The sequence below is a fragment of the Lactobacillus jensenii DSM 20557 genome, assembly GCF_001436455.1.
GTDB lineage: Bacteria > Bacillota > Bacilli > Lactobacillales > Lactobacillaceae > Lactobacillus > Lactobacillus jensenii.
In genome coordinates this window covers 68,844-92,122 of the sequence record NZ_AYYU01000005.1, presented here as the reverse complement: position 1 = coordinate 92,122, position 23,279 = coordinate 68,844, and the positions used below count along the sequence as shown (strand labels likewise).

23 protein-coding genes are annotated in these 23,279 nt (G+C 35.0%); 18 read left to right on the top strand and 5 right to left on the bottom strand.

Features of this window, described 5'->3' with window-relative positions; translation table 11 throughout:
- Positions 1-750, top strand: a 750-nt coding sequence (locus tag FC45_RS02645) for an amino acid permease (RefSeq protein WP_155517703.1), incomplete at its 5' end; no start/stop codon positions are given.
- A complete protein-coding gene (locus FC45_RS02640) occupies positions 737-2,119 on the top strand; it encodes an amino acid permease (protein WP_006584847.1) in 1,383 nt (460 codons plus the stop codon). The genes FC45_RS02645 and FC45_RS02640, both read left to right, overlap by 14 nt.
- Positions 2,120-2,174: 55 nt before the next feature.
- Here FC45_RS02640 and FC45_RS02635 read toward each other — a convergent pair whose 3' ends face one another.
- The gene (locus FC45_RS02635) at positions 2,175-3,047 is read right to left on the bottom strand and encodes an SPFH domain-containing protein (protein ID WP_057706363.1); all 873 of its coding nucleotides are present in this window, start codon (positions 3,045-3,047) and stop codon (positions 2,175-2,177) included.
- 107 nt (positions 3,048-3,154) lie between these two features.
- Between FC45_RS02635 and FC45_RS02630 the strand changes: the two genes are divergently transcribed.
- The 4 genes from FC45_RS02630 (at position 3,155) to FC45_RS02615 (ending at position 6,076) form a co-directional block, all read left to right on the top strand.
- A complete protein-coding gene (locus FC45_RS02630) occupies positions 3,155-4,111 on the top strand; it encodes a thymidylate synthase (protein ID WP_006584845.1) in 957 nt (318 codons plus the stop codon).
- 9 nt (positions 4,112-4,120) lie between these two features.
- Positions 4,121-4,624, top strand: a complete 504-nt coding sequence (locus tag FC45_RS02625; protein ID WP_006584844.1) for a dihydrofolate reductase — start codon at positions 4,121-4,123, stop codon at positions 4,622-4,624.
- A gap of 9 nt (positions 4,625-4,633) precedes the next feature.
- A complete protein-coding gene (locus FC45_RS02620; RefSeq protein ID WP_006584843.1) occupies positions 4,634-5,050 on the top strand; it encodes a GtrA family protein in 417 nt (138 codons plus the stop codon).
- Positions 5,051-5,146: 96 nt separating this feature from the next.
- Positions 5,147-6,076, top strand: a complete 930-nt coding sequence (locus FC45_RS02615; protein WP_006584842.1) for a glycosyltransferase family 2 protein — start codon at positions 5,147-5,149, stop codon at positions 6,074-6,076.
- A 58-nt stretch (positions 6,077-6,134) separates the two neighbouring features.
- Here FC45_RS02615 and FC45_RS02610 read toward each other — a convergent pair whose 3' ends face one another.
- From FC45_RS02610 to mscL, 3 genes are all read right to left on the bottom strand, one after another.
- A complete protein-coding gene (locus FC45_RS02610) occupies positions 6,135-6,998 on the bottom strand; it encodes a DNA/RNA non-specific endonuclease (protein ID WP_006588386.1) in 864 nt (287 codons plus the stop codon).
- Entirely contained in the window at positions 6,998-7,603 is a 606-nt protein-coding gene (locus FC45_RS02605; protein ID WP_021350421.1) for a sunset domain-containing protein, read from the bottom strand. Before FC45_RS02605 ends, FC45_RS02610 begins: the two co-directional genes overlap by 1 nt.
- A gap of 113 nt (positions 7,604-7,716) precedes the next feature.
- Complete coding sequence (mscL, locus tag FC45_RS02600; RefSeq protein WP_006584839.1) at positions 7,717-8,082, bottom strand: large-conductance mechanosensitive channel protein MscL; 366 nt, start codon at positions 8,080-8,082, stop codon at positions 7,717-7,719.
- 395 nt (positions 8,083-8,477) lie between these two features.
- On the opposite strand from mscL, the gene FC45_RS02595 reads away from it, so the two are divergent.
- The 12 genes from FC45_RS02595 to FC45_RS02540 all read left to right on the top strand — a co-directional run bounded on the left by FC45_RS02595 (position 8,478) and on the right by FC45_RS02540 (position 22,314).
- On the top strand, positions 8,478-9,329 hold the full coding sequence (locus FC45_RS02595; RefSeq protein WP_057706361.1) for a MetQ/NlpA family ABC transporter substrate-binding protein: 852 nt from the start codon (positions 8,478-8,480) through the stop codon (positions 9,327-9,329).
- 9 nt (positions 9,330-9,338) lie between these two features.
- Positions 9,339-10,397 carry a methionine ABC transporter ATP-binding protein gene (locus tag FC45_RS02590; protein ID WP_006584837.1) on the top strand — a complete coding sequence of 353 codons (1,059 nt, stop codon included), beginning with the start codon at positions 9,339-9,341 and terminating at the stop codon, positions 10,395-10,397.
- A complete protein-coding gene (locus FC45_RS02585; protein WP_057706360.1) occupies positions 10,390-11,091 on the top strand; it encodes a methionine ABC transporter permease in 702 nt (233 codons plus the stop codon). Before FC45_RS02590 ends, FC45_RS02585 begins: the two co-directional genes overlap by 8 nt.
- A gap of 172 nt (positions 11,092-11,263) precedes the next feature.
- Positions 11,264-12,667, top strand: a complete 1,404-nt coding sequence (locus FC45_RS02580) for a class II fumarate hydratase (protein WP_006584835.1) — start codon at positions 11,264-11,266, stop codon at positions 12,665-12,667.
- A 17-nt stretch (positions 12,668-12,684) separates the two neighbouring features.
- Positions 12,685-14,076 carry a flavocytochrome c gene (locus FC45_RS02575; protein WP_006584834.1) on the top strand — a complete coding sequence of 464 codons (1,392 nt, stop codon included), beginning with the start codon at positions 12,685-12,687 and terminating at the stop codon, positions 14,074-14,076.
- A gap of 169 nt (positions 14,077-14,245) precedes the next feature.
- Positions 14,246-15,667, top strand: coding sequence for a DASS family sodium-coupled anion symporter (locus FC45_RS02570; protein ID WP_057706358.1), 1,422 nt, complete (start codon positions 14,246-14,248; stop codon positions 15,665-15,667).
- Positions 15,668-15,943: 276 nt separating this feature from the next.
- Positions 15,944-17,398, top strand: coding sequence for a DASS family sodium-coupled anion symporter (locus tag FC45_RS02565; protein WP_057706356.1), 1,455 nt, complete (start codon positions 15,944-15,946; stop codon positions 17,396-17,398).
- Positions 17,399-17,506: 108 nt separating this feature from the next.
- Positions 17,507-18,700, top strand: coding sequence for a D-alanyl-D-alanine carboxypeptidase family protein (locus FC45_RS02560; protein WP_006588382.1), 1,194 nt, complete (start codon positions 17,507-17,509; stop codon positions 18,698-18,700).
- Positions 18,701-18,750: 50 nt separating this feature from the next.
- Positions 18,751-19,293: a citrate lyase holo-[acyl-carrier protein] synthase gene (citX, locus tag FC45_RS02555; protein WP_021350414.1), complete on the top strand. Its 543-nt coding sequence runs from the start codon at positions 18,751-18,753 to the stop codon at positions 19,291-19,293.
- A gap of 97 nt (positions 19,294-19,390) precedes the next feature.
- Positions 19,391-20,527: an Ldh family oxidoreductase gene (locus FC45_RS02550; protein ID WP_057706354.1), complete on the top strand. Its 1,137-nt coding sequence runs from the start codon at positions 19,391-19,393 to the stop codon at positions 20,525-20,527.
- Positions 20,528-20,552: 25 nt separating this feature from the next.
- A complete protein-coding gene (locus FC45_RS02545; protein ID WP_006584828.1) occupies positions 20,553-21,476 on the top strand; it encodes an L-lactate dehydrogenase in 924 nt (307 codons plus the stop codon).
- Positions 21,477-21,522: 46 nt separating this feature from the next.
- A complete protein-coding gene (locus FC45_RS02540; protein WP_006584827.1) occupies positions 21,523-22,314 on the top strand; it encodes an alpha/beta fold hydrolase in 792 nt (263 codons plus the stop codon).
- Here FC45_RS02540 and FC45_RS02535 read toward each other — a convergent pair whose 3' ends face one another.
- Complete coding sequence (locus tag FC45_RS02535) at positions 22,315-23,268, bottom strand: sugar-binding transcriptional regulator (RefSeq protein WP_057706352.1); 954 nt, start codon at positions 23,266-23,268, stop codon at positions 22,315-22,317. It lies immediately after the preceding gene.
- Positions 23,269-23,279: the final 11 nt, after the last annotated feature.

Here is a 23,279-nt window from a genome sequence, read left to right as displayed (position 1 = left end):
GAGTTACTTGGGATTAGTGCTGGTGAAGTAGAAAATCCAAAAGAAGCAGTTGTTAAAAGTGTAAAATCTGTTTTATTTAGAATTTTAATTTTCTACGTTGGCGCAATTTTTGTAATTGTAACAATCTATCCTTGGAATCAGTTATCAAGCTTAGGTTCACCATTTGTAACGACTTTTGCTAAGGTGGGAATTACTGCGGCTGCTTCAATTATTAACTTTGTGGTTTTAACCGCTGCCTTGTCAGGTGCAAATAGTGGAATCTATTCATCAAGTAGAATGCTTTTCAAATTAGCCCATGAAGGTGATGCACCTAAGATGTTTGGCCATTTGTCTAAGCATATTGTTCCAAGTAAAGCAATTATGGGGATTTCATCAGGAATTTTCCTTGGTTTTGTATTGAATGTATTTGCATCTCAATTTAGCAAATCAACTGAAGATTTATTTGTTATCGTCTTCAGTTCATCTGTTTTACCTGGAATGATTCCTTGGTTTGTAATTTTACTTGCAGAATTACGTTTTAGAAAACATAATCCAGAATTGTTAAAGAATCATCCATTTAAGTTGCCACTATATCCATTTTCAAATTATTTTGCATTTGTAATGTTATTAGTCATTGTCGGCTTCATGTTTATTAACAATGAAACGAGAGTTTCTGTTATTGCAGGCTTATTAGTCATGATAGTAGCTGCAATTGTGTATATTTCAAGACATGGTTTGAAAGTAGGAGGAGATATTCATGGCAGAAAATAATGCACCAAAGTTAAAACGCTCGATGACTGCCGGCCAAATGGAAATGATTTCTCTTGGTGGAGCAATTGGAGTCGGACTTTTTATGGGGTCAACTTCAACTATTAAATGGACAGGTCCTTCTGTACTTTTAGCATATATTTTTGTTGGGCTTATTCTTTATATTGTTATGCGAGCATTAGGTGAAATGCTTTATGTTAACCCAGGGACAGGTTCTTTTGCCGACTATGCAACTGAATATGTGCATCCTTTAGCAGGTAATATGGCTGAATGGGCTGCTGTTTTTCAATATATTGTTGTTGGAATTAGTGAAGTTGTTGCGGCAACTGAGTATTTGAAGTTTTGGTGGCCAAAGACCCCGGCTTTACTCGTTGGAATCATTATTATTGGCTTCTTACTTTTAGCAAACTTGGCTAGTGCCAAGGCTTATGCTAGCCTTGAATTTTGGTTCTCAATGATTAAAGTAGTTACAATTGTCTTAATGATTATTGTTGGACTTTTAGTAATTTTACTTGGACTAGGTAACAATTGGAAACCTGTTGGCTTTAGTAATTTATGGAGTCATGGTGGGTTCTTCACTGGGGGCCTAAAGGGATTCATTTTTTCAATGTCAATTATTGTTGGTTCTTACCAAGGGATTGAATTAATTGGGATTAGTGCTGGTGAAGTAGCAAATCCTAAGGAAGCAGTAGTTAAAAGTGTAAAGTCAGTTTTATGGCGAATTTTAATTTTCTATGTTGGAGCAATTTTTGTAATTGTTTCTATCTATCCATGGAACCAACTTTCAGCTATTGGTTCACCATTCGTAGAAACCTTTACTAAAGTTGGGATTACTGGGGCAGCTTCAATAATCAACTTTGTTGTTTTAACAGCTGCTTTGTCAGGTGCTAACAGTGGGATTTACTCTTCAAGTAGAATGCTTTTTAAGTTGGCGAATGAGGGTGATGCACCAAAAATATTTGGAAAGATTTCTAAGAAGATTGTCCCAAGTAAGGCAATTGTGGGGATTACCTCTGGGATTTTGATTGGATTTGTATTGAACTTTATTCTTTCAACCATTAACAAGACTATGGATGAAATCTTTGTTATTGTTTACAGTTCATCTGTTTTGCCAGGGATGGTAGCCTGGTTTGTTATTTTGCTTGCTGAATATAAGTTTAGAAAACATAATCCAGAAATTATGAAAAAACACCCATTTAAGTTGCCACTATATCCATATTCAAATTTCTTTGCTTTTGCTATTTTAGTTTTAATTGTATTCTTTATGTTCTTAAATGATGAAACAAGAGTTTCAGTGACAGTTGGTGCCTTGGTATTATTAGCAAGTGCAACAGAATACTATTTCAGAAGAATGCATAAAAAGAATAAGTAAATAAAAAGCCATCTCAACTTGAGATGGCTTTTTTATGCAATTTAATTGTAGCTAACTAATCTTGATCTTGCTTTTTCCAAATTTCTCTAACAGCAGGGATGTTACCTAATTGCGTTAAGTTGTCCTTATCCATCACAATTAGATTGTTTTCACCCTTGGCTAAATCCTTAAATGCAGCAATACTTTGATTCTTAAAGTAATCATCTGGAGCATCAGCTAATGCAGCTTTTAATTGTTCTATTCGGTATTTTTCCGCATCTGCTTGGGTTTTAATTGCTTCTGCTTTAGCCTTTGCAGTGGCAACTAAGGCGTCATTTTTGGCCTTAGTAGTTAATTCGATATTACGAGCTTCACCTTCAGCCTTAGCAATTGTAGCAGTTTTTTCACGATCTGCAGTTAATTGCTTATCCATTGCACGTTGGATTTCTTTACTTGGAAGTAATTCATCAACGTTTACCCGGATTACTCGAATACCATAAACATTGGTTAAGTCGCCAATTGCATCAGCAGGTTGAGCGTTAATCTGACTAGTTGAACCTAAGGCATCATTTAAGTCCATTCGACCGATAATGTCACGCAAATGTCCCCGAACTAATTGAACCATTGACTCAACTGAGTCTGTGTTGTTGTAGAAGTACTTGAATGAATCAGTTACTTGGTAATTCAATGTCAAACTAGTTGAAACTTCAGCATTATCTTTGGTGATAATTGAATATTTACTAATTTCAAGGGGTTGAAGTGCGAGTGATACTTTACGAACTCGCTGAATTAATGGAATGATAAAAATTAGTCCCGCCTTTTCAGTTTTAGAATATTTTCCCCAAGTCTCCACTAAACCTTCATAATTTTGTGGCACAATTGAACAAGAAAAGATAATTAATACGACAACTATAATTGCAATTAATAGGGTTGAGATAGAAAATATCATTTTTTTATTCCTCCTTATGAGTATTTTATTATATTTATTTTAATTTGGACATCAATTAGTCTGAAATATGATAAGCTAGAAACATTGTAAATATAAGGAGCGATTTTATGGCGGTCTTAGAACAACCATATCTGGATTTATTAAAAAATATCATGGAAACAGGTCATGATAAAACTGATCGAACAGGAACAGGCACTCGATCAAAATTTGGAGCTCAGATGAGATTTGACTTATCTCAAGGCTTTCCTTTAGTTACTACTAAGAAAGTTCCTTTTGGTTTAATTAAAAGTGAACTTCTTTGGTTTTTAAGAGGTGATACCAATATCAAGTTCTTGTTAGAACATAAAAATCATATTTGGGATGAATGGGCCTTTAAGAATTGGGTTAATTCACCTGAATACCAAGGACCTGATATGAATGATTTTGGTCTTAGAAGTCAAAAAGATGCGGACTTTAAGAAGCTATATGATGAACAAATGAAGCTATTTACTGAACGCATATTGTCAGACGAAGCTTTTGCTGAAAAGTACGGTAATTTAGGTGATGTTTATGGTGCGCAGTGGCGCCACTGGAAAAAACGCTCTGGCGGCAGCATTGACCAAATTCAAGATGTTTTAAATCAATTACAAACTCACCCAGATTCAAGAAGAATGATTGTTTCTGCTTGGAATCCAGAGGATGTTCCAACAAGTGCACTGCCTCCTTGTCATACCTTGTTCCAATTTTATGTTGCAGATAATAAGCTAAGCTTGCAGCTTTATCAACGCAGTGGTGATATGTTCTTGGGTGTACCATTTAACATTGCATCATATTCACTACTTTTAAGTTTAGTTGCAAGACAAACTGGTTTTGAAGTGGGTGAATTTGTCCACACACTAGGCGATGCTCATATTTACAAAAACCACTTTGATCAAGTTGAAAAACAATTAGCACGCGATCCTTTTGATAGTCCAAAACTTTGGCTTAATTCAGCTAAGAAAAATATTTCTGACTTTGAAATGGAAGATATCAAGGTGCTGGATTATAAACATCATGGTGTTATTAAAGCACCAGTAGCTGTATAGGAGAAAAATATGATCAGTTTTGTCTGGGCTGAAGATAATCAGCATCAAATTGGCTATCAGGGACATCTTCCTTGGCATTTACCAGCTGATTTAGCACATTTTAAAGAAAAAACAATGGGCAAGACGATGGTGATGGGGAAGAACACTTTTCTCAGTTTGCCATTTGTTTTACCGAAGCGAAAGCACTTGGTATTAACACACGATGAAGCACTAATTGAGAAATTTCAAAATAACAGTCAAGTAGATTTTGTCACTTCTATGAAGCAATTAAGAGAGTACTTGTCCGCTCATAAAGAAGAACAGATAGCTGTTATTGGTGGTGTGAGTGTGTTTGAAGGATTGAAAGATATTGTAGATTGCCTTGAAAAAACCGAGATTGATGGAATTTTTAAGGCCGATACTACAATGCCAGCAATTGACTATTCAGCATTTAAATTAATAAAAAGAGAAACGTTTACAGCTGATGAAAATAATCCATATGATTACAGCTTTTTAACCTATCTTAGAAAGTAGGAAGTAGTTATGATAGAAAAGATTATTAGTCTGATTAAGTCAGACGATTTTCGTGAATTTGTGATTTATGGCTTTATTGGCGTATTTGGTCTGTTTATTGATTTTGGTTTATTTTGGCTGTTAACCAAGTTTACCGCTTTGCCAGTTGAAGTAGCTAACTTTATTAGTTCAAGTTGTGCTTTAGTCAATAACTTCTATATGAATACTTATTTGAATTTTCATGTTCGTGATCACTTGTTAAGTCGATTTATTAAATATTATATTATCGGCCAAATTACAACTTTAATTACCACAACTTGTTTATTTATTTTTGTAACTTTAATGCATCAAAATGAAATGGTTGTCAAAGTAATTTCAACATTTTTAGCAACTATGCTTCAGTTTGTTGTTAATAAAGTATTTACTTTCAAAAAAGAAGAATTGTAAGAAGCTGTAATAGGCTTCTTTTTTGATTAAATGATGGATATTGTAAGTGTTTTATTGGTATAATGAATAGTGAATTTTGTTTAAAGAAGGAAAAAAATGGATAAACTTTCAATTATCGTTCCTTGTTATAATGAGGAAGAATCAATCCCTTTATTTTATGATGCAGTCCAAAAAGTAGTAACTAAAATGGATATTGAACCTGAATATTGGTTTGTAAATGATGGTTCACATGATAATTCACTTTCAGAGATGAGAGCCTTACATGAAAAAGACGAAAAGCATGTTCACTATATTTCTTTTTCAAGAAACTTCGGTAAAGAAGCTGGATTGTTAGCTGGGCTTGATGCTGCAACAGGTGATTATGTAGTTGTGATGGATGTTGATTTGCAAGACCCACCAGAATTTCTACCAGAAATGTATAAGGAATTACAAAGTGGAGAGTATGACTGTATCGGAACACGCAGAGTGGACCGAACTGGCGAAGCGAAGATTAAGTCATTTTTAAGTGATATGTTCTACAAGTGTATCAATAAAATTTCTAACACAGAAATTGTTCCAGGTGCACGTGATTTTAGAATGATGACACGTCAAATGGTCGATGCAATTCTTTCAATGAGAGAATATAGCAGATTTTCTAAAGGAATTTTTTCTTGGGTAGGATTTAAGACCAAGTATCTTGATTACCACAATGTAGAAAGAGTTGCTGGAGAAAGTGATTGGTCAACTTGGCAATTGTTTAAATATGCTATGGATGGAATTAGTGACTTTTCACAAGCACCTTTAAGTTTGGCTGTTTGGACAGGTTCAGTAACTTCAGCAATTTCTGTGATTAGTATAATCTTTATTATTATTAGAAAGATTATGTCACCTATGAGTAGTATTTTTGGTTGGGCATCAATGGTTTCAATTATTCTTTTCTTAGGTGGAATTCAATTGCTATGTATTGGAATTGTCGGTAAGTATATTGGCAGAATTTATTTACAAGTAAAACATCGTCCAATTTATATTGTTAAAGAGAAAAAATAATCAAAAAGGTATTTAGCCTGAGTATCACAACAACTCGAGCTAAATACCTTTTTATGTTTTATGCAACTTGGCTTGTACCATCACTATAATTTAAATTATAGCCAGGTTGCACATTAAAAATATATACATTGAAATGAACCGTATTTTCGCCAGTCGACTGAGCCTCCATTTGAACTCCGCGTGCAAGTAATTCAGTTCCTCTAAAGATTGGAGTCACACGATACCGTACAAAATGATGCTTGGACTGCTTTACATAATTTGCAACTTCATTTTCATATTTGAGCATATCTGGATCATTTAATTGGCGGGTACCGGTAATTAAGTTCTTCCAATTATTGTTTTGTCCAGTAAGCTGATAGCCAATTAGGTGACAACGGTTATAGAGCCAGCCACCACTGATTTTTTTGTTATGCCAGCCAGTTGGATTAACATGTAATGGCTCACGCTTAGCTGTTGGCATTAAGCTTACATTAAGTAGAGCATTTGCCGCTGATGCACGATTTAAGTTATCTAAGTCACCATAACTTTGCCATGCGCCATTAGCTGTTGATAAATCTGACTTGGTAAATGATGGGTTATTATTATTGACAGTGATTATGTCTTTGCCACTATAATTTAAGCTGGCTAAATTAGCACTAGCAGTTTCTGTTTTTGCTGAATCAGTTTGAGCAGTTTTTCCTAACTTTTTAAGGGCCTTTTTATAATCCCTGATTTGAGTTTTTAACTCTTGAATATCATCAGATAGTTCAGAATTTTCATCATCCAGTTGATCTGATTTTTTAACTTCACTTTTATCATATTTGACTTTAGTAATAACTTTTGGCTTTTGACTTTCTTGTGTAGAATTAAGGTTGCCATTAATTCCAGCTCCAAAAAATAAAATGGTGAGTAAGATAGAAATTAATAACTTTTTATTTTTCATTATCTTTTAGCCCTTCTATATCCAGCTGCAATAGCCTCTTGCTCAGAATTAAAATACACTGCATTTGCGCTATTCATTCTGTAACCAGCTTGACCTGGAACATGATAAATTTTTGAATGTGCATTTCCAACTATTCTTCCAGTAGTTGCAGTATTCAAGTCGCCTTGATTAGTTTTGCTAGTGTTTTGTTTTGGCTCTTGAGCCTTAGCCTGAGCAATTGAGCTACTTTCTGCTTCAGCTTGAGCCTTAGCTGCAGCTTTACTAGATTGAGCTTCTTTTGAACTGGCGATTGCGTCAGATTCTTCTTCAGCGCTAGAAACTTGTTCTTTTAGTTGATTTGCTTGTTCTTGTAAGCTAGACTTTTCAGCACTTAAACTTTCATTAGCGGCCTTATTGCTGGAAAAATTATCAGCCTTAACTTTTTTCACAAGATAATGTGTTGTCGGTTTAGTGGTAGGGTGAGTAGTAACAGCCAACCCTAATGCTGAAATGCTAAAAACTACCGCATAAATTCTAATAGAATGTGGTTGAGCTTTAAATAACCACTTTTTGGCTATGAAATAGCCAATAATGGATAAAAATATCCATAAGAAAAAATTTCCCATAATTAAACTCCCTTTTTCTAAATTAAGCACAAAAATAATTTTCCCGAATTTTAGAAATTATTGCAATATTTTTTGGTAAAATAAAAAGGCCTCAAGGGCCTTTAAATATATGATTATTTATTTTTTAATAAATCACGAATTTCTCGTAAGTATTCTTGCTCTGGAGTAGGACCAGCTGGCTTTTTTTCAGGTTTTGGCATTAACTTGTTAACACTCTTTACAATTAAGAATACTACAAATGCAATAATTAAGAAATTAATTATAGAATTGATAAAGCTACCAAATTTAAAACTAGCTCCGCCAACTTTAAGAATAAGGTTAGATAAATCAATCTTACCTAAAAATAATCCTAAAAATGGATTCAATAAGTTAGTTACTAATGAGTTGACAATTGAAGTAAACGCAGATCCAATAATTACACCAACTGCCAAATCTAAAACGTTACCTCTTGAAATAAAATCCTTAAATTCTTTAATCATATTTACCTCCTATTAAAAATTATATTAATCAAAATAAATTAATATTTCAAACAAATTTTTCTTGACATGATTAGAGAAACATTATAATCTAGTATCAACAAATTTAATTAATTAATCTTGATCTTGAATAGCAGAGTAGTTGAAGTAATTTCATGATTTAGAGAGCTCCGTTAGGTGAAAGGGAGACTTGAGTCTTTGATGAATATGGGCTAGGAATGATCACTAATGGCGATATTTAGTCATTAGCGGGGTTGCTCTCGTTAACAAAGCAAGGTATTTCTAGAGATACTTATTGAGGTTTACTATGTAAGTAGTAGACGAATTAAAGGTGGTAACGCGAGCACTCGTCCTTTTGGGATGAGTGCTTTTTTGTTTGAAGAAAGAGGTTTTATAAAATGAAAAAAAAGCGGAGAAAGAATCGAATTATTGCTAGTATATTTGCTATCTTTTTGCTAGTTGCAGGATATTTTAGTTTTGTTTATCAAGCACCAAAAGAAAATACTAAGACTGTCACTATTGGTGTTGTTGGCCAAACTAAAGAAGACGCTAAAATCTGGGATAGTGTAGCAAAAGCTGCAAAAGCAAAATATGGTATTACCATTAAGATTAAGAATTTTACTGATTACAATCAGCCTAATAAGGCCTTGCTAAATGGTGATATTGATTTGAATGCCTTTCAACATTTTGCATTCTTAGATGCATGGAACAAGGCTAATAAGGCAAATGTTGTTTCAATAGGTAAAACTATTATTGCTCCAATTCGCCTTTACTCATTGAAATATAAATCAATTAAATCCTTGCCAGAAGGAGCAACTATAGCAGTACCAAATGATGCATCTAATGAATCACGTGCGTTATACGTTCTCAAAAATGCTGGGTTGATTAAACTTAAGAGTGGGAAAAAAATTGTTAGTGTTGCAGATATTACTTCTAATCCGAAAAAATTACAAATTAAGGAAGTTGCAGCTGATCGAGCTGGTAGAATTATCAAATCTGTCGATGCTGCTGTAGTAAACAACTCTTATGCTGCCCCAGCAGGGCTAGGTGATAAGCAAACAATCTATGTTGAACCTGTTAACAAAGATAGTGAGCAATGGATTAACTTGATTGCAGCAAGAAATAGCGATAAAAATAAGCAAATTTATCTTGATGTAGTTAAGGCTTACCAAACAAAGAAGACTAAAGAATTAGTTAAAAAGTATTATGGAAATACTGAATTAACTGGTTGGGATATCAAGATTAAATAGGAGGCAAATATGAGCATTATCGAATTAAATAATATCTCTGTTACCTTTAAACAAAAGAAAGAAACTATTAAAGCTGTAGATGGTGTAACTTTAAAAATTCAAAAAGGTGATATTTTTGGAATTCTAGGTTTCTCTGGAGCTGGAAAGTCAACTTTAGTTAGAACAATTAACTTGCTGCAAAAACCAAGTGCAGGTGATGTAATTGTTCAAGGTACATCATTTGTCAAAAATGGCCAAGTCGCTATTTCAGGGAAAGAATTGCAAAAACGCCGCCGTAAAATCGGAATGATTTTTCAAAGCTTTAATCTTTTAAATGAAACAAGTGTCTTAGAAAATGTGGCATTTGCTTTGCGTCATAGTAACTTATCTGATGAAGAAATTGAAGAAAAAAGTTTGCGTCTACTTGAATTAGTTGATTTAAAAGAAAAGGCTGACTTTTATCCAAGTCAATTATCTGGTGGGCAAAAACAACGTGTGGCTATTGCTCGTGCTTTAGCTAACGATCCAGAAATTTTATTATCAGATGAAGCTACAAGTGCTCTTGATCCTCAAAATACTAACCAAATTCTTGACTTGTTAAAGAAATTAAACAAAGAATTGGGTTTAACAATTGTTTTAATTACTCACCAAATGGAAGCTGTGAAGAAGATTGCCAATCGCGTGGCAGTCATGGAACATGGTCACTTAATTGAAGAAGGAAGCTTAAAGCAAATTTTCTTAGAACCAAAAAAGGAATTAACAAGAAACTTTGTTGGGGGCTCTTCCGCTGCAATTTCAACTCTTAATAAACTTAACTTGGATAAATTATCTGAAAATGAAGCTATTTATCAACTTACTTATTCTTTAAGTAACGTAACTAAGTCGATTATTATCGAATTGTATTCAAAACTTGGTGTTGAAGTAAGTATGCTGTATGGAAATGTTGAACTTTTGAATGAAGAACCAATTGGGACCTTGGTTGTCTTGTTAAAAGGTGATCTTGAAAAACAAAAAGCAGCTCGAGAATTTTTAGCTCAAGAAAATGTATTGGTAACTAAACTTGATGAAAGGGGACAAGTAAATGATTAATTTATTACAACAATATTTGCCTAATGTCTTTTCTCTTGGTTGGAGTGGGGATGCAGGTTGGGGAACTGCAATCTTTCAAACTTTGTTTATGACATTTTGGTCAGCTATTTTTGGTGGATTTTTAGGACTAATTTTTGGTGTAATTTTAGTCTTAACTGAAGAAGGCGGAATCTTAGCAAACAAGTTTTGGTATAACTTAGCTGATAAAATCGTTTCAATTTTTAGAGCAATTCCCTTTGTAATTCTTCTTGCCTTTATTGCACCTGTAACTCAAAAAATTGTTGGTACACAAATTGGTATAAAAGCAGCTCTTGTTCCATTAACTCTAGGAGTTTTTCCATTTTATGCTCGGCAAGTTCAAGTTGCCCTTAAAGGAATTGATCCAGGTAAAATTGAAGCAGCTTTATCTCTTGGTGCGACTACTAAAGATATTATTTTTGAAATTTATTTAAAAGAAGCAAGAAGCGAATTGATTCGTGTATCTACTGTGACGGTTATTTCACTTATTGGATTAACTGCAATGGCTGGGGCTGTCGGAGCCGGTGGTCTAGGTAATACTGCAATTTCTTACGGTTATAATCGCTTTAATAATGATGTTACTTTAGTAGCAACTATTTTAGTTATTATTTTAATTTTTATTACTCAAGTTGTTGGTGACTTGCTAGCAAATAAATTTAACCATCAAGTTCGTTAATTTTTTCTCAAAGTTCTTGTGTTTTTGTACAAGGACTTTTTTAATAGAGGTATAGCTTTGTTCAAATATTTCAAAATATCTCTAGTTTTTTTGAATATTTAAACAAGATAGGTGTATAATAAAGCTGTTAGCGCTATCAAAAAGCTAAATTTCAGTAAGGAGATTATTTAAAATGGCTGAACAAGAATACAGAATTGAAAGCGATACTATTGGTCCTGTTAAGATTCCTAAGGAAGCATTATGGGGTCCACAAACTGAAAGAAGTCGCAATAACTTCCCAAGTGGTGAATTAATGCCACTTCAAATTATCCGTGCCTTCCTTCACTTAAAGAAGGCTGCTGCACAATCTAACGTTGAAGTTGGGGATGAACCTGAAGAAAAGGGTAAGGCAATTGAAGATGCAATTGACCACTTGCTTTCATTAAGTGATGGAGAATTACGTAAGGACTTCCCACTTCACGTTTTACAAACTGGTTCAGGTACTCAAAGTAATATGAACGTTAACGAAGTTGTTGCCAACTTAGCTAACAAGCTTCACCCAGGTCTTAACATTTTACCTAACGATGATGTTAACCGTGGTCAATCATCAAACGATACTTACCCAACTGCAATGAACATTGTTGCTGTTGAAGCAATTGATAAGCTTGAACTTGCAATTGAACATCTAATTAACGAATTAAAAGAAAAGCAAAACAAGTACTGGAAGACTGTTAAGGTTGGTCGTACCCACCTTCAAGACGCAACTCCACTTACTTTTGGTCAAGAAGTTTCCGGCTACATTTCAGCATTAAAGCATGACTTAGCATACATTCGTCAATTAAAGCCAACTTTATACGAATTAGCTATTGGTGGTACTGCTGTTGGTACTGGTTTGAATGCTGCACCAGGTATGACTGAGAAGATTGCCGGTAAGCTTTCAAAGGTTTACGGTCATGAATTCAAAGTTGATACTAACAAATTCTGGGGCTTAGCTCACCACTCAGGTATTGACGTAATGCACGGCGCACTTAAGACTTTAGCAGCTGATATGTTTAAGATTGCTCAAGATATTCGTTTCTTAGCTTCAGGTCCAAGAGCTGGTTACAACGAATTAAACATTCCTGCAAACGAACCAGGTTCATCAATTATGCCAGGTAAGGTTAACCCAACTCAAGCAGAAGCAGTAACTATGGCAGCCGCAAAGGTATTTGGTAACGACACTACTATTACCTTTACTGCATCACAAGGTAACTTCGAAATGAACGTATACAAGACTGTGATGATTGCAGCCTTCCTTGATTCTTGTGACATTTTAACTGGTACAATTACTGGTTTTGCTGATAGAATGATTCATGGCTTAACTGTTAATGCTGACCGGATGGATGACTTACTTGAAAACTCACTTATGACTGTTACTGCTTTGTCACCACACATTGGTTACCACGAAGCAGCAACTATTGCTCAAACTGCTGACAAGGAAGGTACAACCTTACGTGAAGCAGCACTTAAGTCTGGTAAAGTTACCGAAGAACAATACGATGAATGGATGGACTTACTCAAGATGACTAACATCGACCGTAGTAAGCCAGAAGACTAATTAAAGGAGAATTCTTGATGGCGAAATTTGTTTTCACACCAAAAGATAGTTCTGAAATTGCTGAAAGTTATGATGCAGTTATTGTTGGTGCTGGTGGTACTGGTTTAACTGCAGCAATGCAAGCACATGAGTTAGGCTTAAAGGTTGCCGTCTTTGAAAAAAATGAAGGCTTAGGTGGTAACACTAATAAAGCTTCTTCAGGTATGAATGCTTCTGAATCAAATGTTCAATTTGCCCAAGGTATTATTGATAATAAAGAAGACTTTTACAAAGAAACTTTAAAAGGTGGCGGTTTGTTAAACGACCGTGACATGTTAAGATACTTTGTTGATCACTCAGCTGTTGCTATTTCTTGGCTTGAAGATCACGGTATTGACTTAACTGACTTAACCATTACTGGTGGTATGAGCAAAAAGCGTGCTCACCGTCCAGCTTCAATGGCTCCAGTTGGTGGCTACTTAGTTACTGGTTTACTTAAGAAGATTCAAGAAGAAGATATTCCAGTCTTCAACAAGGCTAAGGTTACTAAGCTTGTTCAAACTGGTAAGGCTGTTACTGGTATTGAAGTAGAAACAGAATCAGGCCTTAAGAAAGTTGCTGCTAAGGCGGTTTTGCTTGCTTCTGGCGGTTTTGGTGCTTCAAAAGAAATGATGAAGAAATACCGTCCCGACTTAGTTGACTACAAGACTACTAACCAAGCAGGTGCTACTGGTGACGGTTTGAAACTTGCTGAAGCAGTTGATGCTCAACTTATGCAAATGGAATATGTTCAAGTTCACCCAACTGCTCAAACTGATGGTGCCCGTACCTTCTTAATCGGGGAAGCTGTCCGCGGTGAAGGTGCTATCTTAGTTAACCGTGCTGGTAAAAGATTTGTTAACGAACTTAACACTCGTAAGATTGTTTCAAACGCAATTACTGGCTTAAATGAAGATGGTGCATACTTAATCTTTGACCAGGGTATTCGTGACCATGTTAAGGCGGTTGAATTCTACGATGCAATTGGTTTAGTTAAGCATGGTGCAAGTTTAGCAGAATTAGCTAGTGAAATTGGCGTGGATAGCAGTAACTTAGAAGCTACTGTAAAGACTTGGAACGAAGCAGTTAAGGCTGCTGATGATAGTGAATTTGGTAGAACTACTGGTATGGATCGTGGAATTGAAAAGGGACCATTCTTTGCTATACACGTTCACCCAGCAATTCACTACACTATGGGTGGTATCCACATCACTCCAGAAACCAAGGTACTTGACACTAACGGTAATGTTATTACTGGTCTTTACGCTGCAGGTGAAGTATCTGGCGGACTTCACGGAAACAACAGAATTGGTGGTAACTCAATTGCTGAAACTGTTATTTTCGGTCGTCAAGCAGGTATTCAAATGGCCAAGTTTATCCGTGAAAATTAAAAATCATATTTTATAAGAGGAGTCTATTTTAGACGCCTCTTATTTTTATAAAAGTTAAAAAACAAAGATAAATTTGAAAAAAGTAAAATAAAGAGGCCAATCAATACTGGCGAACCCGAATAAGGCTCGTACTTGGAAATAGGCATTTGCCTATCAGGAGGGAATTTTTATGAAAAATTTGGCTAAGGTAAACTACCGTGGGTTTATCGTGCCAGTTGTTGTTGGAGTCTTACTTTGGCTTCTAACAGCAGTTAGACCAACTGGAATTAGTGTTTCTGGTTGGCATTTGTTTGCAATATTTTTAGCAACAATTATTGCATGTATCACCAAACCTCTCCCCATTGTCGGAGTCGCTATTATTAGTTATGTCTTAATTTTGCTAACTGGCTTAGTCAAGATGAAATTTGCACTTACTGCGTTTGCAGATTCAACTCCGTGGATGATTGCCATGGCATACATGATTGCACGTGGTTTTGTAAAAACTGGTTTGGGAAGAAGGATTGCCTTAATTTTTGTACGTAATTTTGGTAAAAAAACATTGGGATTAGGCTATTCACTTTCATTAATTGATTTATTAGTTGCACCTGCAACTCCTAGCAATACAGCACGGTCAGGTGGTATTGTATTACCAATTATTCAATCTTTATCCGAGACTTTTGGCTCAAAGGTTGGGGATGGTACAGAAAAGAAAATTGGCTCATATCTGGTTTATAATGAATTTCATGCCAATACAATTTCATCTTCTTTTTTTATGACAGCTTCGGCCCCAAATGTTGCAGCAGTCGGACTTGCAGAAGCAAATGGCGTTCATATTTCGTGGTTTGAATGGTTATTTGCGGCACTTGTTCCTGGTTTGATAGCGTTTTTAGTTGTTCCATTCATTATTTATAAGATGTATCCACCAGAAATTAAAGAAACCCCTAATGCTAAGCAGTGGGCGGATCATGAGCTTGAAAAAATGGGTAAGATGACAATAGCTGAAAAGTTGATGCTGACAATTTTTGTGCTTGCTTTGGCTTTATGGATGGTTTCAAGTTTTATTGGATTAGATGCAACTTTAGTTGCTTTCTTGGCAGTTGCTTTACTATTACTTTCTGGAATTTTAACAACAGATGATTTGTTGCATGAAACAGGTGCTTGGAATGTTGTTGTTTGGTTATCGATTTTAATTTTTATGGCTAGTCAATTGAGTGTCCATGGTGGTGTTATCCATTGGTTACAATTGTTTATTAAGCATTCCATTAAAGGGATGAATCCCATGCTAGTAATGGCTATCTTGGTATTAGTATATTTCTATACACATTACTTTTTTGCTAGTGGAACAGCTCATGTTGTTGCAATGTATGCTCCATTTTTACTTATTGCACAAGGCGAGGGTGTGCCAGTAATGTTTGCAGCTATCATGCTTGGAATTACTGGTGCAATTTATCAATCAACAACGCATTATTCTTGTGGGCCTGCTACAGCTTTGTTTGCATCTGGTTATGTTAAGCAAACAGATTGGTGGAAAATGAGTTTTGTTTTGGGTTTGTTTTATCTTGTCCTTTATGGTGTAATCGGTGGTATTTGGATGAAAATTATTGGTCTTTAAGTTTATTTGAATATTTAAATAAGAGTAATTCACTTTTTATAAGTTGAATTGCTCTTATTTATTTTATGAATGTGAAACTTTTAACTATAAAAAATCGCTATCATAATATATTTGTTGAAAACGTTTAATTAGTTGAAAAAATAGGATATTTTTTAAAATATTTAAAAATAAAGCAAAAAATAGTGTATAATAATTGTGCAATGCTTAGCAAGCGAAGAACCACTTACTACTTTGCGAGTTTGTTAACGGGAAGAACTTTTCCCAGGAGGATTTTTTATGAAACATTTGGAAAAGGTGAACTATAAAGGCTTCATCATTCCAATTATTGTTGGTTTGATTTTCTGGTTCACGACTCCTATTCGTCCTGCAGGAGTTACTGTACAAGCATGGCACATGTTAGCAATTTTCTTAGCAACAATTATGGGCTGTATTTTTAAGCCACTTCCAATTGCTGCTACTACTTTAATTGGTTACACTTTAACTGTTTTCTTAGGTTTAGCTCCAATTAAGGATGTAATTGTTAAAGGTCATACTGTTGACGCATCTGCTTTAACAGCATTTTCAAATTCTGCTGCTTGGCTCATTGCGATGGCATTTATGTTATCAAGAGGTATCATTAAGACTGGTCTTGGTAAAAGAATTGCCTTTTACTTCATTGAGTGGTTTGGTCATAAGTCATTAGGTTTAGGTTATGCAGTTGCTGCAATTGACTTAGTTGTTAGTCCTGCAACTCCATCTAACACCGCTCGTGCTGGTGGTATTGTCTTTCCACTAGTAGAATCATTAGCTGAAAATTTTGATTCTAAACCAAACGATCCAAGTCGTAAGAAGATGGGGGCATTTTTAACTTTCGTTGAATTCCATGCCAACTTAATTACTTCTATGCTTTTCTTGACTGCGATGGCACCTAACTTAGTTGCTGTTGAATTAGCTAAGGCATTAGGAGTTAACATCACTTGGATTGGCTGGTTCGAAGCTACTTGTGTTCCTGCACTTATTGCTTTATTGGTTGTCCCATTCTTTATTTATAAGATGTATGGTCCTGAAATTAAGGAAACACCTAATGCTAAGGAATGGGCTAGTGCAGAATTGAAGAAGATGGGTAAGTTATCAGCTCCTGAAATGTGCATGGCTGGTATATTCCTCTTAACTTTAATTTTATGGATGCTTTCAAGTTCAATTAAACTTGATGCAACTTTGATTGCCTTTATTTCAATGTCACTTCTTTTACTTACTGGTGTTTTATCAAACGACGACTTCTTAACTGAAAAGGGTGGCTGGAACGTATTAGTTTGGCTTTCAATTTTAGTTTACATGGCAAACCGCTTAACTAAGTTCGGCTTCATTAAATGGCTTTCAGATACTATTTCTAAATCAGTTGGTCACGAAAGCTGGATTATGGTTGTAATTATTTTAGGTATCTTACTATTCTACACTCACTACTTATTCGCTAGTGCGACTGCCCACAACACTGCAATGTACGGCCCATTCTTAGCTGTTGCTTTAAGTGCTGGTGCACCAAAGATGACTGCAGCAATGTTTTTAGCAATGTTTTCAGCAATCATGGCTTCAACTACACACTATGCAAATGGTCCTGCATCAGTGTTAGCAGGTAGTGGCTACGTTGAACAAGGTGAATGGTGGAAGATGAATTTCATTCTCGGTTTGTTCTACATCGCTTTCTTTATTGTCTTTGGTTTGGGCTGGATGAAGATTATTGGATTATGGTAATTAATTGATTTTTAAAGTAAGACATACTTGGTATGGCTTACTTTTTTGTTCAAATAAGTAAAAATATAGTAAAATTAATTACTATGACAAGTATTGCAAAGAAAGAGAATGATAATGAAAAGATTTTGGGATAAGTTGGGATTGGCTGGGATAGTAGTACTTTGGATTATTGGGATAATTAATTTATCTTTTTTCAATATTGTAAAAGCTGACGTACAGTCTGTTAATGCGAAAGCTGCTTTTATGATGGATGAAAAAACAGGGCAGATTCTGTATCAAAGAAATGCAACTAAGAAATATGCTGTAGCTTCATTAACTAAGATTTTGACGTTAGCGGTAATAATGGAAGATATTCATAAGCATAAACTCGATTGGGATCAAGAAATTCAAATCAGTAAAGATGTAGCAAAAGTAGCAGATGATTGGCACTTTTCAAATGTTCCGTTAGTTTATAATGAACGGTATACTGTTCGTTCACTCATTGAATCTATGATGATTGTTTCAGCAGATGGCAGTACAGAGGCTTTAGCACTAGCGGATGCTGGTAGTGTAGCTGCTTTTAATTACAAAATGAAAGTTGTCGCAAAAAGAGCAGGTGTCAAAAATCCTGAAATTTATAACATGATTGGCTTATCAAATGGGGAATTAGGCGACTTAAAGCTACCTAAAATTGATGATAATCAAGAAAATCAGTTTTCAGCTAAAGACATGGCCTTGGTTTCCAAATATTTGATAGATAAGTATCCTGAAGTTCTAAACATTACTAAAACTAAGTATGCAAACTTTAAAATTAGGCAAGATAATGAAATGAAGATGGAAAATATCATCTATATGCTAGAAGGAATGGGTTATGGTCCTAAAAAAGGTACTATGGATGGACTAAAGACTGGAAAAACAGATGCAGCTGGCTATTGTTATGTAGGAACAGGAACTTTTGATAACCGTAGAGTAATCACAGTAGTCTTAGATGTGCCAGGAGAATATAGTAATCAATTTATTCAAACTAATAACATGATTGATACAGTATTTGATAAATATCAGTTAGTTAAGGTTGATAAAAATAACTTACCCAAAAAGTATCAAAAGATAACAATTACTAGCAAAAAACAAAAAAAGAAAATTTCAGTTGTACCTGAAAAGGATTCTGCCCTTTGGCTTCAAAAAAAACAAAACTTATCAAGTTTAACTCCTAAATTAATAGTAAAAGAGCAAAATAAAGTTAAAAAAGGTAGCATAGTTGCTAAATTAGTTTATAAACTAGATAAACGAAATTCAGTAAAAATAAACTTGATAAGAAAATAAAAAAAGGATTCATAGAATCCTTTTTTATTATGAACGCTAGGAGTTGTAAAATGATGAATATTTTAGAAGATGGAGAATCTGTAACAATTTACGATGTTCTTAAAAATAAAGATCAAAGGGTAGAATTACAAAATAAATTAGTTCTTGAAAATAAGAATTGGACAATTATTGGGGCTAAATTAAATATTCCTGGTCCAATTAAGAACAACTTGATGATAGAGAACTTTTTTAAATATGAATTGGTTAAATTTGAAAGTAATGCCCCTTTTGTTCTTACTCTTGAAGGAAATTTCTTGAAAAAGAAAACTGGACCTGAATATTTTTATTTAGCCCAAGAAAAACCTGTTAATGTTAAGGAGTATTGTATAGATTTCGAACAAGAAAACAAAGCAAGACGATTATTTGACTTAGATGTACATTATTTTAAAAATAATCAAATAAAGGATTTGGGTCGTGCTGAATTAGGAATATTAGGAAGAGGATGTTTAATTTGTGGAAAGCCAGCAAAGGAATGTGCTCGTTCACGAGCACATTCAGTAGAAGAATTACAAAAACAAATTTCTGAATTAATTATCCAAGAATTATCTTTTTGAATATTTAAAAAAATATGCAATTATTTGTAATTTTTAAAAACAAGTGTTAGTATTTAGCATGTGAAAGAAATGTAGCAGAAAAGAAAGAGGCTTTAAAATGGCTGAAGGAAAGAAAGTAAAATTCTCCTACGATAAATTAAACATGCTTTGTATGGATGCTTTCCAAAAGTTGGGCTTTAATGAACAGAAAGCACGTATTATTACTGATGTATTATTAACAGCTGATTTGTATGGAATTCAAAGTCACGGAATGCAAAGAATGGTTCGTTACTATAAAGGAATTCAAAAGGGTACAATGAAGGTAGATGCAGAACCGGAAGTAATCTTTGAAACTCCAATTTCAGCTGTTGTTGATGGCCATAATGGTATGGGACAACTTAATGGTCACTTTGCTATGGATTTAGCTATCAAGAAGGCTAAGGAAGTTGGTGTGGGAATTGTCACTGTTCGCAATTCTAACCACTACGGAATTGCTGGTTATTATGCCAAAATGGCCGCAAAAGAAAATATGCTTGGCTTCTCATGTACTAACAGTGAAGCAATCATGGTTCCAACTTATGCTTCAAAAGCGATGATTGGTTCAAATCCGCAAGCTTGGTGCGTTCCAGCTGATCCATATGACTTCTTATTTGACGCCTCAACTACTGTTGTTACTCGTGGTAAGCTTGAAATGTACAATAAGCTTGGCAAGAAGTTACCTGACGGCTGGGCTTTAGATAAAGATGGTCAACCTACCAATAACGCTGGCGAAGTTTTGTCAAATATTGTTGGCCACGTTGGCGGTGGAATTATGCCACTTGGTGGCAATACTGAAGAACTTGGCTCACACAAGGGTTATGGTAATGGTATGGTTGCCGAAATCTTTTCATCAATTTTGTCACAAGGTTTGACTAGTGACTTGGTTATGAAAGATGGTAAGGCTGGTACTTGTCACGGCTTTATGGCTATTAATTTAGCAAGTTTTGGTGAACCTGAAGCAATTAAGAAGCACTTCTCAGAATATTTACAAGCTTTGCGTGACGCGCCAAAGGCTGCTGGTCAAGAGCGGATTTATACTCATGGTGAAAAGGAAATGGCTGCAATTAAAGACCGTAAGGAAAATGGTATTCCAGTTATCGATAAGACCATGACTGAAGTTTATGACTTATGCCAATACCTTGATTTGGACTTCACTAAGTACTTTGGGGATTATGTTCCACCTAAGGCAGACAATATGTTTACAGGAAACTATTAATTATAGTAAATAAGGAGTTTTTATAATGAGTAAAGTTTTATTAGTCGGTGACGGTGCAGTTGGTTCAACTTTTGCTAACGATTTATTGCAAAACACTAACTTAGATGAATTGGTAATTTGTGACGTTGTGAAAGACCGTCCATTAGGTGATTCAATGGACTTAGAAGACATCACTCCATTTACTGGTAGCGTTAATGTTCATGCTGGTGAATACAGCGATGCAAAAGATGCTGATATTGTTGTAATTACTGCAGGTATTCCACGTAAGCCAGGTGAAACTAGACTTGATCTTGTTAACAAGAACGTTAAGATTTTAAAGAGTATTGTTAAGCCAGTTGTTGATTCTGGCTTCAATGGTATTTTTGTTGTTAGTGCTAACCCAGTTGATATTTTGACTACCTTAACCCAAAAGTTATCTGGTTTCCCTAAGAACAAAGTTATTGGTACTGGTACTTCACTTGACTCAGCTCGTTTACGTGTTGAACTAGCTAAGAAGCTTAATGTTAAGGTTGAAGATGTTAATGCTTATGTTTTAGGTGAACATGGCGATACTTCATTTGAAAACTTCGATGAAGCAACTGTTGCTGGTAAGGCTTTAACTTCATATTCAGAAATGACACCAGAAGTTTTAACTGCAATTGAAAGTGACGTCCGTAAAAAGGGTGGCGAAATCATTGCAAAGAAGGGTGCTACTTTCTATGGTGTTGCCATGATGCTTGCTCAAATTGTGAAGGCAGTTTTGGAAAATAAAGAAATTTGCTTACCACTTTCTGCCCCAATTACTGGTCAATATGGTATCAAACACGACCTTTACCTAGGTACTCCAACTGTAATCAATGCCAATGGTATCAGTCATGTAATTGAAGCTGAATTATCTGATAAAGAATTGAGCAAGATGAAGAATTCAGCTGACAAGATGCAAGAAGTATTAGCTGGTGTAGCTAAATAAATGTTAGAATGACTAGTAATGCTAGTCATTTTTTTGTGAGGTAATTATGGAATTTAAAACAAGTGATCACGTGACTCTGCACTATACAGATACTCAAACTGATTTACCGGCTTTAGTTTGTTTACCAGGAATTGGAGCAAGTGGGCAACTATTTAAAAGAATGGTTGAACTGTTGCAAGATAAGTATCGGGTATTAGTACTTGATCCAAGAAATCAAGGCCTGAGTCAACGAACTTATAAGGGACAAAGAATGAGTCGACATGCCCTTGATTTGGAAGAATTTTTAGCTAGTCTTAACTTAAATAATGTAATTGCAGTAGGTAATTCAATGGGGGCAAGCACCTTGTTTGCCTATGCGTCTTTATTTGGTAAGGGAAGACTAGCTGCTATGGTTGACTTAGACCAACCACCAAAGATGATTAATGATGACAGCTGGAACTTTGGCTATCAAGACTTAAACTGGGATAATTTTCCAATTTCTTTGAAATATCATGATACAGTTCATGCTAACTATGTTAGAGTTGATCCTGATATTGCCACTCCTGTTAAGCTTGAGCGGCAAGAGCATCCCTATGATGAAGAGGCCAATTACAAATTCTTGTGCGACCATGCTTTCCAAGATTGGCGCGATGTGGTGATGGATTTATCAATTCCGTTACTTGTCTTGGCAGGTGAGAAGTCGCCATACTTTAATTGTGAATTTGCACAGGCCATGACCTATATTAATGATAAGATTGAAAGTCATGTCATTAGCGAATGCGGTCATATTTTGCAAGCTGAAAAACCTGAAGAGACAACAAAAGCCATCCTCTCATTTCTTAAGAAGAATGGCTTGTAATTAGTTGAATTTTTCTGCTTCTTGTAAAAGTTTATTTGCAATTGCTTCATTAATAACTAAATGAGTAATCAAATGAGTTCGAAGCGCACCTAAAAGTGAGTGCGTTTTGAACTTATTTTTTACAATGGCAAAACGAATTGGAGTATTTAACAAATCTTCACGCTTAATACCTGATAATTTGGCCTCAACACTTTCAAAGATTTGTCCATTAATGTCATATGCACGACCAAAAATCATACCAGCAACTTTATTTTGATCAACTCCAGAGAAAATTTGATCTTGCAATTTGCCCCAAACACGATTAGATTCCATACTTGCAAGGGTACCAACACCAGTAAAGACTAAGTCAAGGTGTTGGTATTTTTTATGTAACTCTTCAATTGCAGGCTCTTTTTCCATTAAATCATGGGCTGTTTGATTAAGTATGTATAAAGGAATTGGTAAAACATATGATTTAGCTTCAAATTTTTCTGCGGCACGTTGAATTAATGAATAGTTCGCATGAGGTGTATCAGTTCTTAAACTCATCCCAGCTAATTGAACAAATGATAAGTCGGGACGTTTAATTTCATCAAAGTGGACAATCGTATCTAGGACGGTTGTTCCCCAAGTAAGTCCAATTTCATTAGCTGCTTTTGAATAATTCTGAATTTGATGAGCTGCAAAATCAACGATTTGCTCATTATCATGACTAGTTGTATCTCGATCTTTCAAAACGAAGGCTTCCTTTAAGCCAAATAAGTTTCTAAGGTTCGTTTCAAGCTGATTATTACGTTTGACGCTTGATTTAATACTGATATGAACAACACAACTTGCCTCTGCTTCTTCAAGAGCTTTAGCGATTAGGTAACGTGAAAGGTTGTATTTTTGTGATATTTGCGTAATTGGTAACTTACTTAGATAATAATCACGCGCAATATCAGCAAGTTGGGAATTATCGTAACTTTCTACCATATAATCATCTC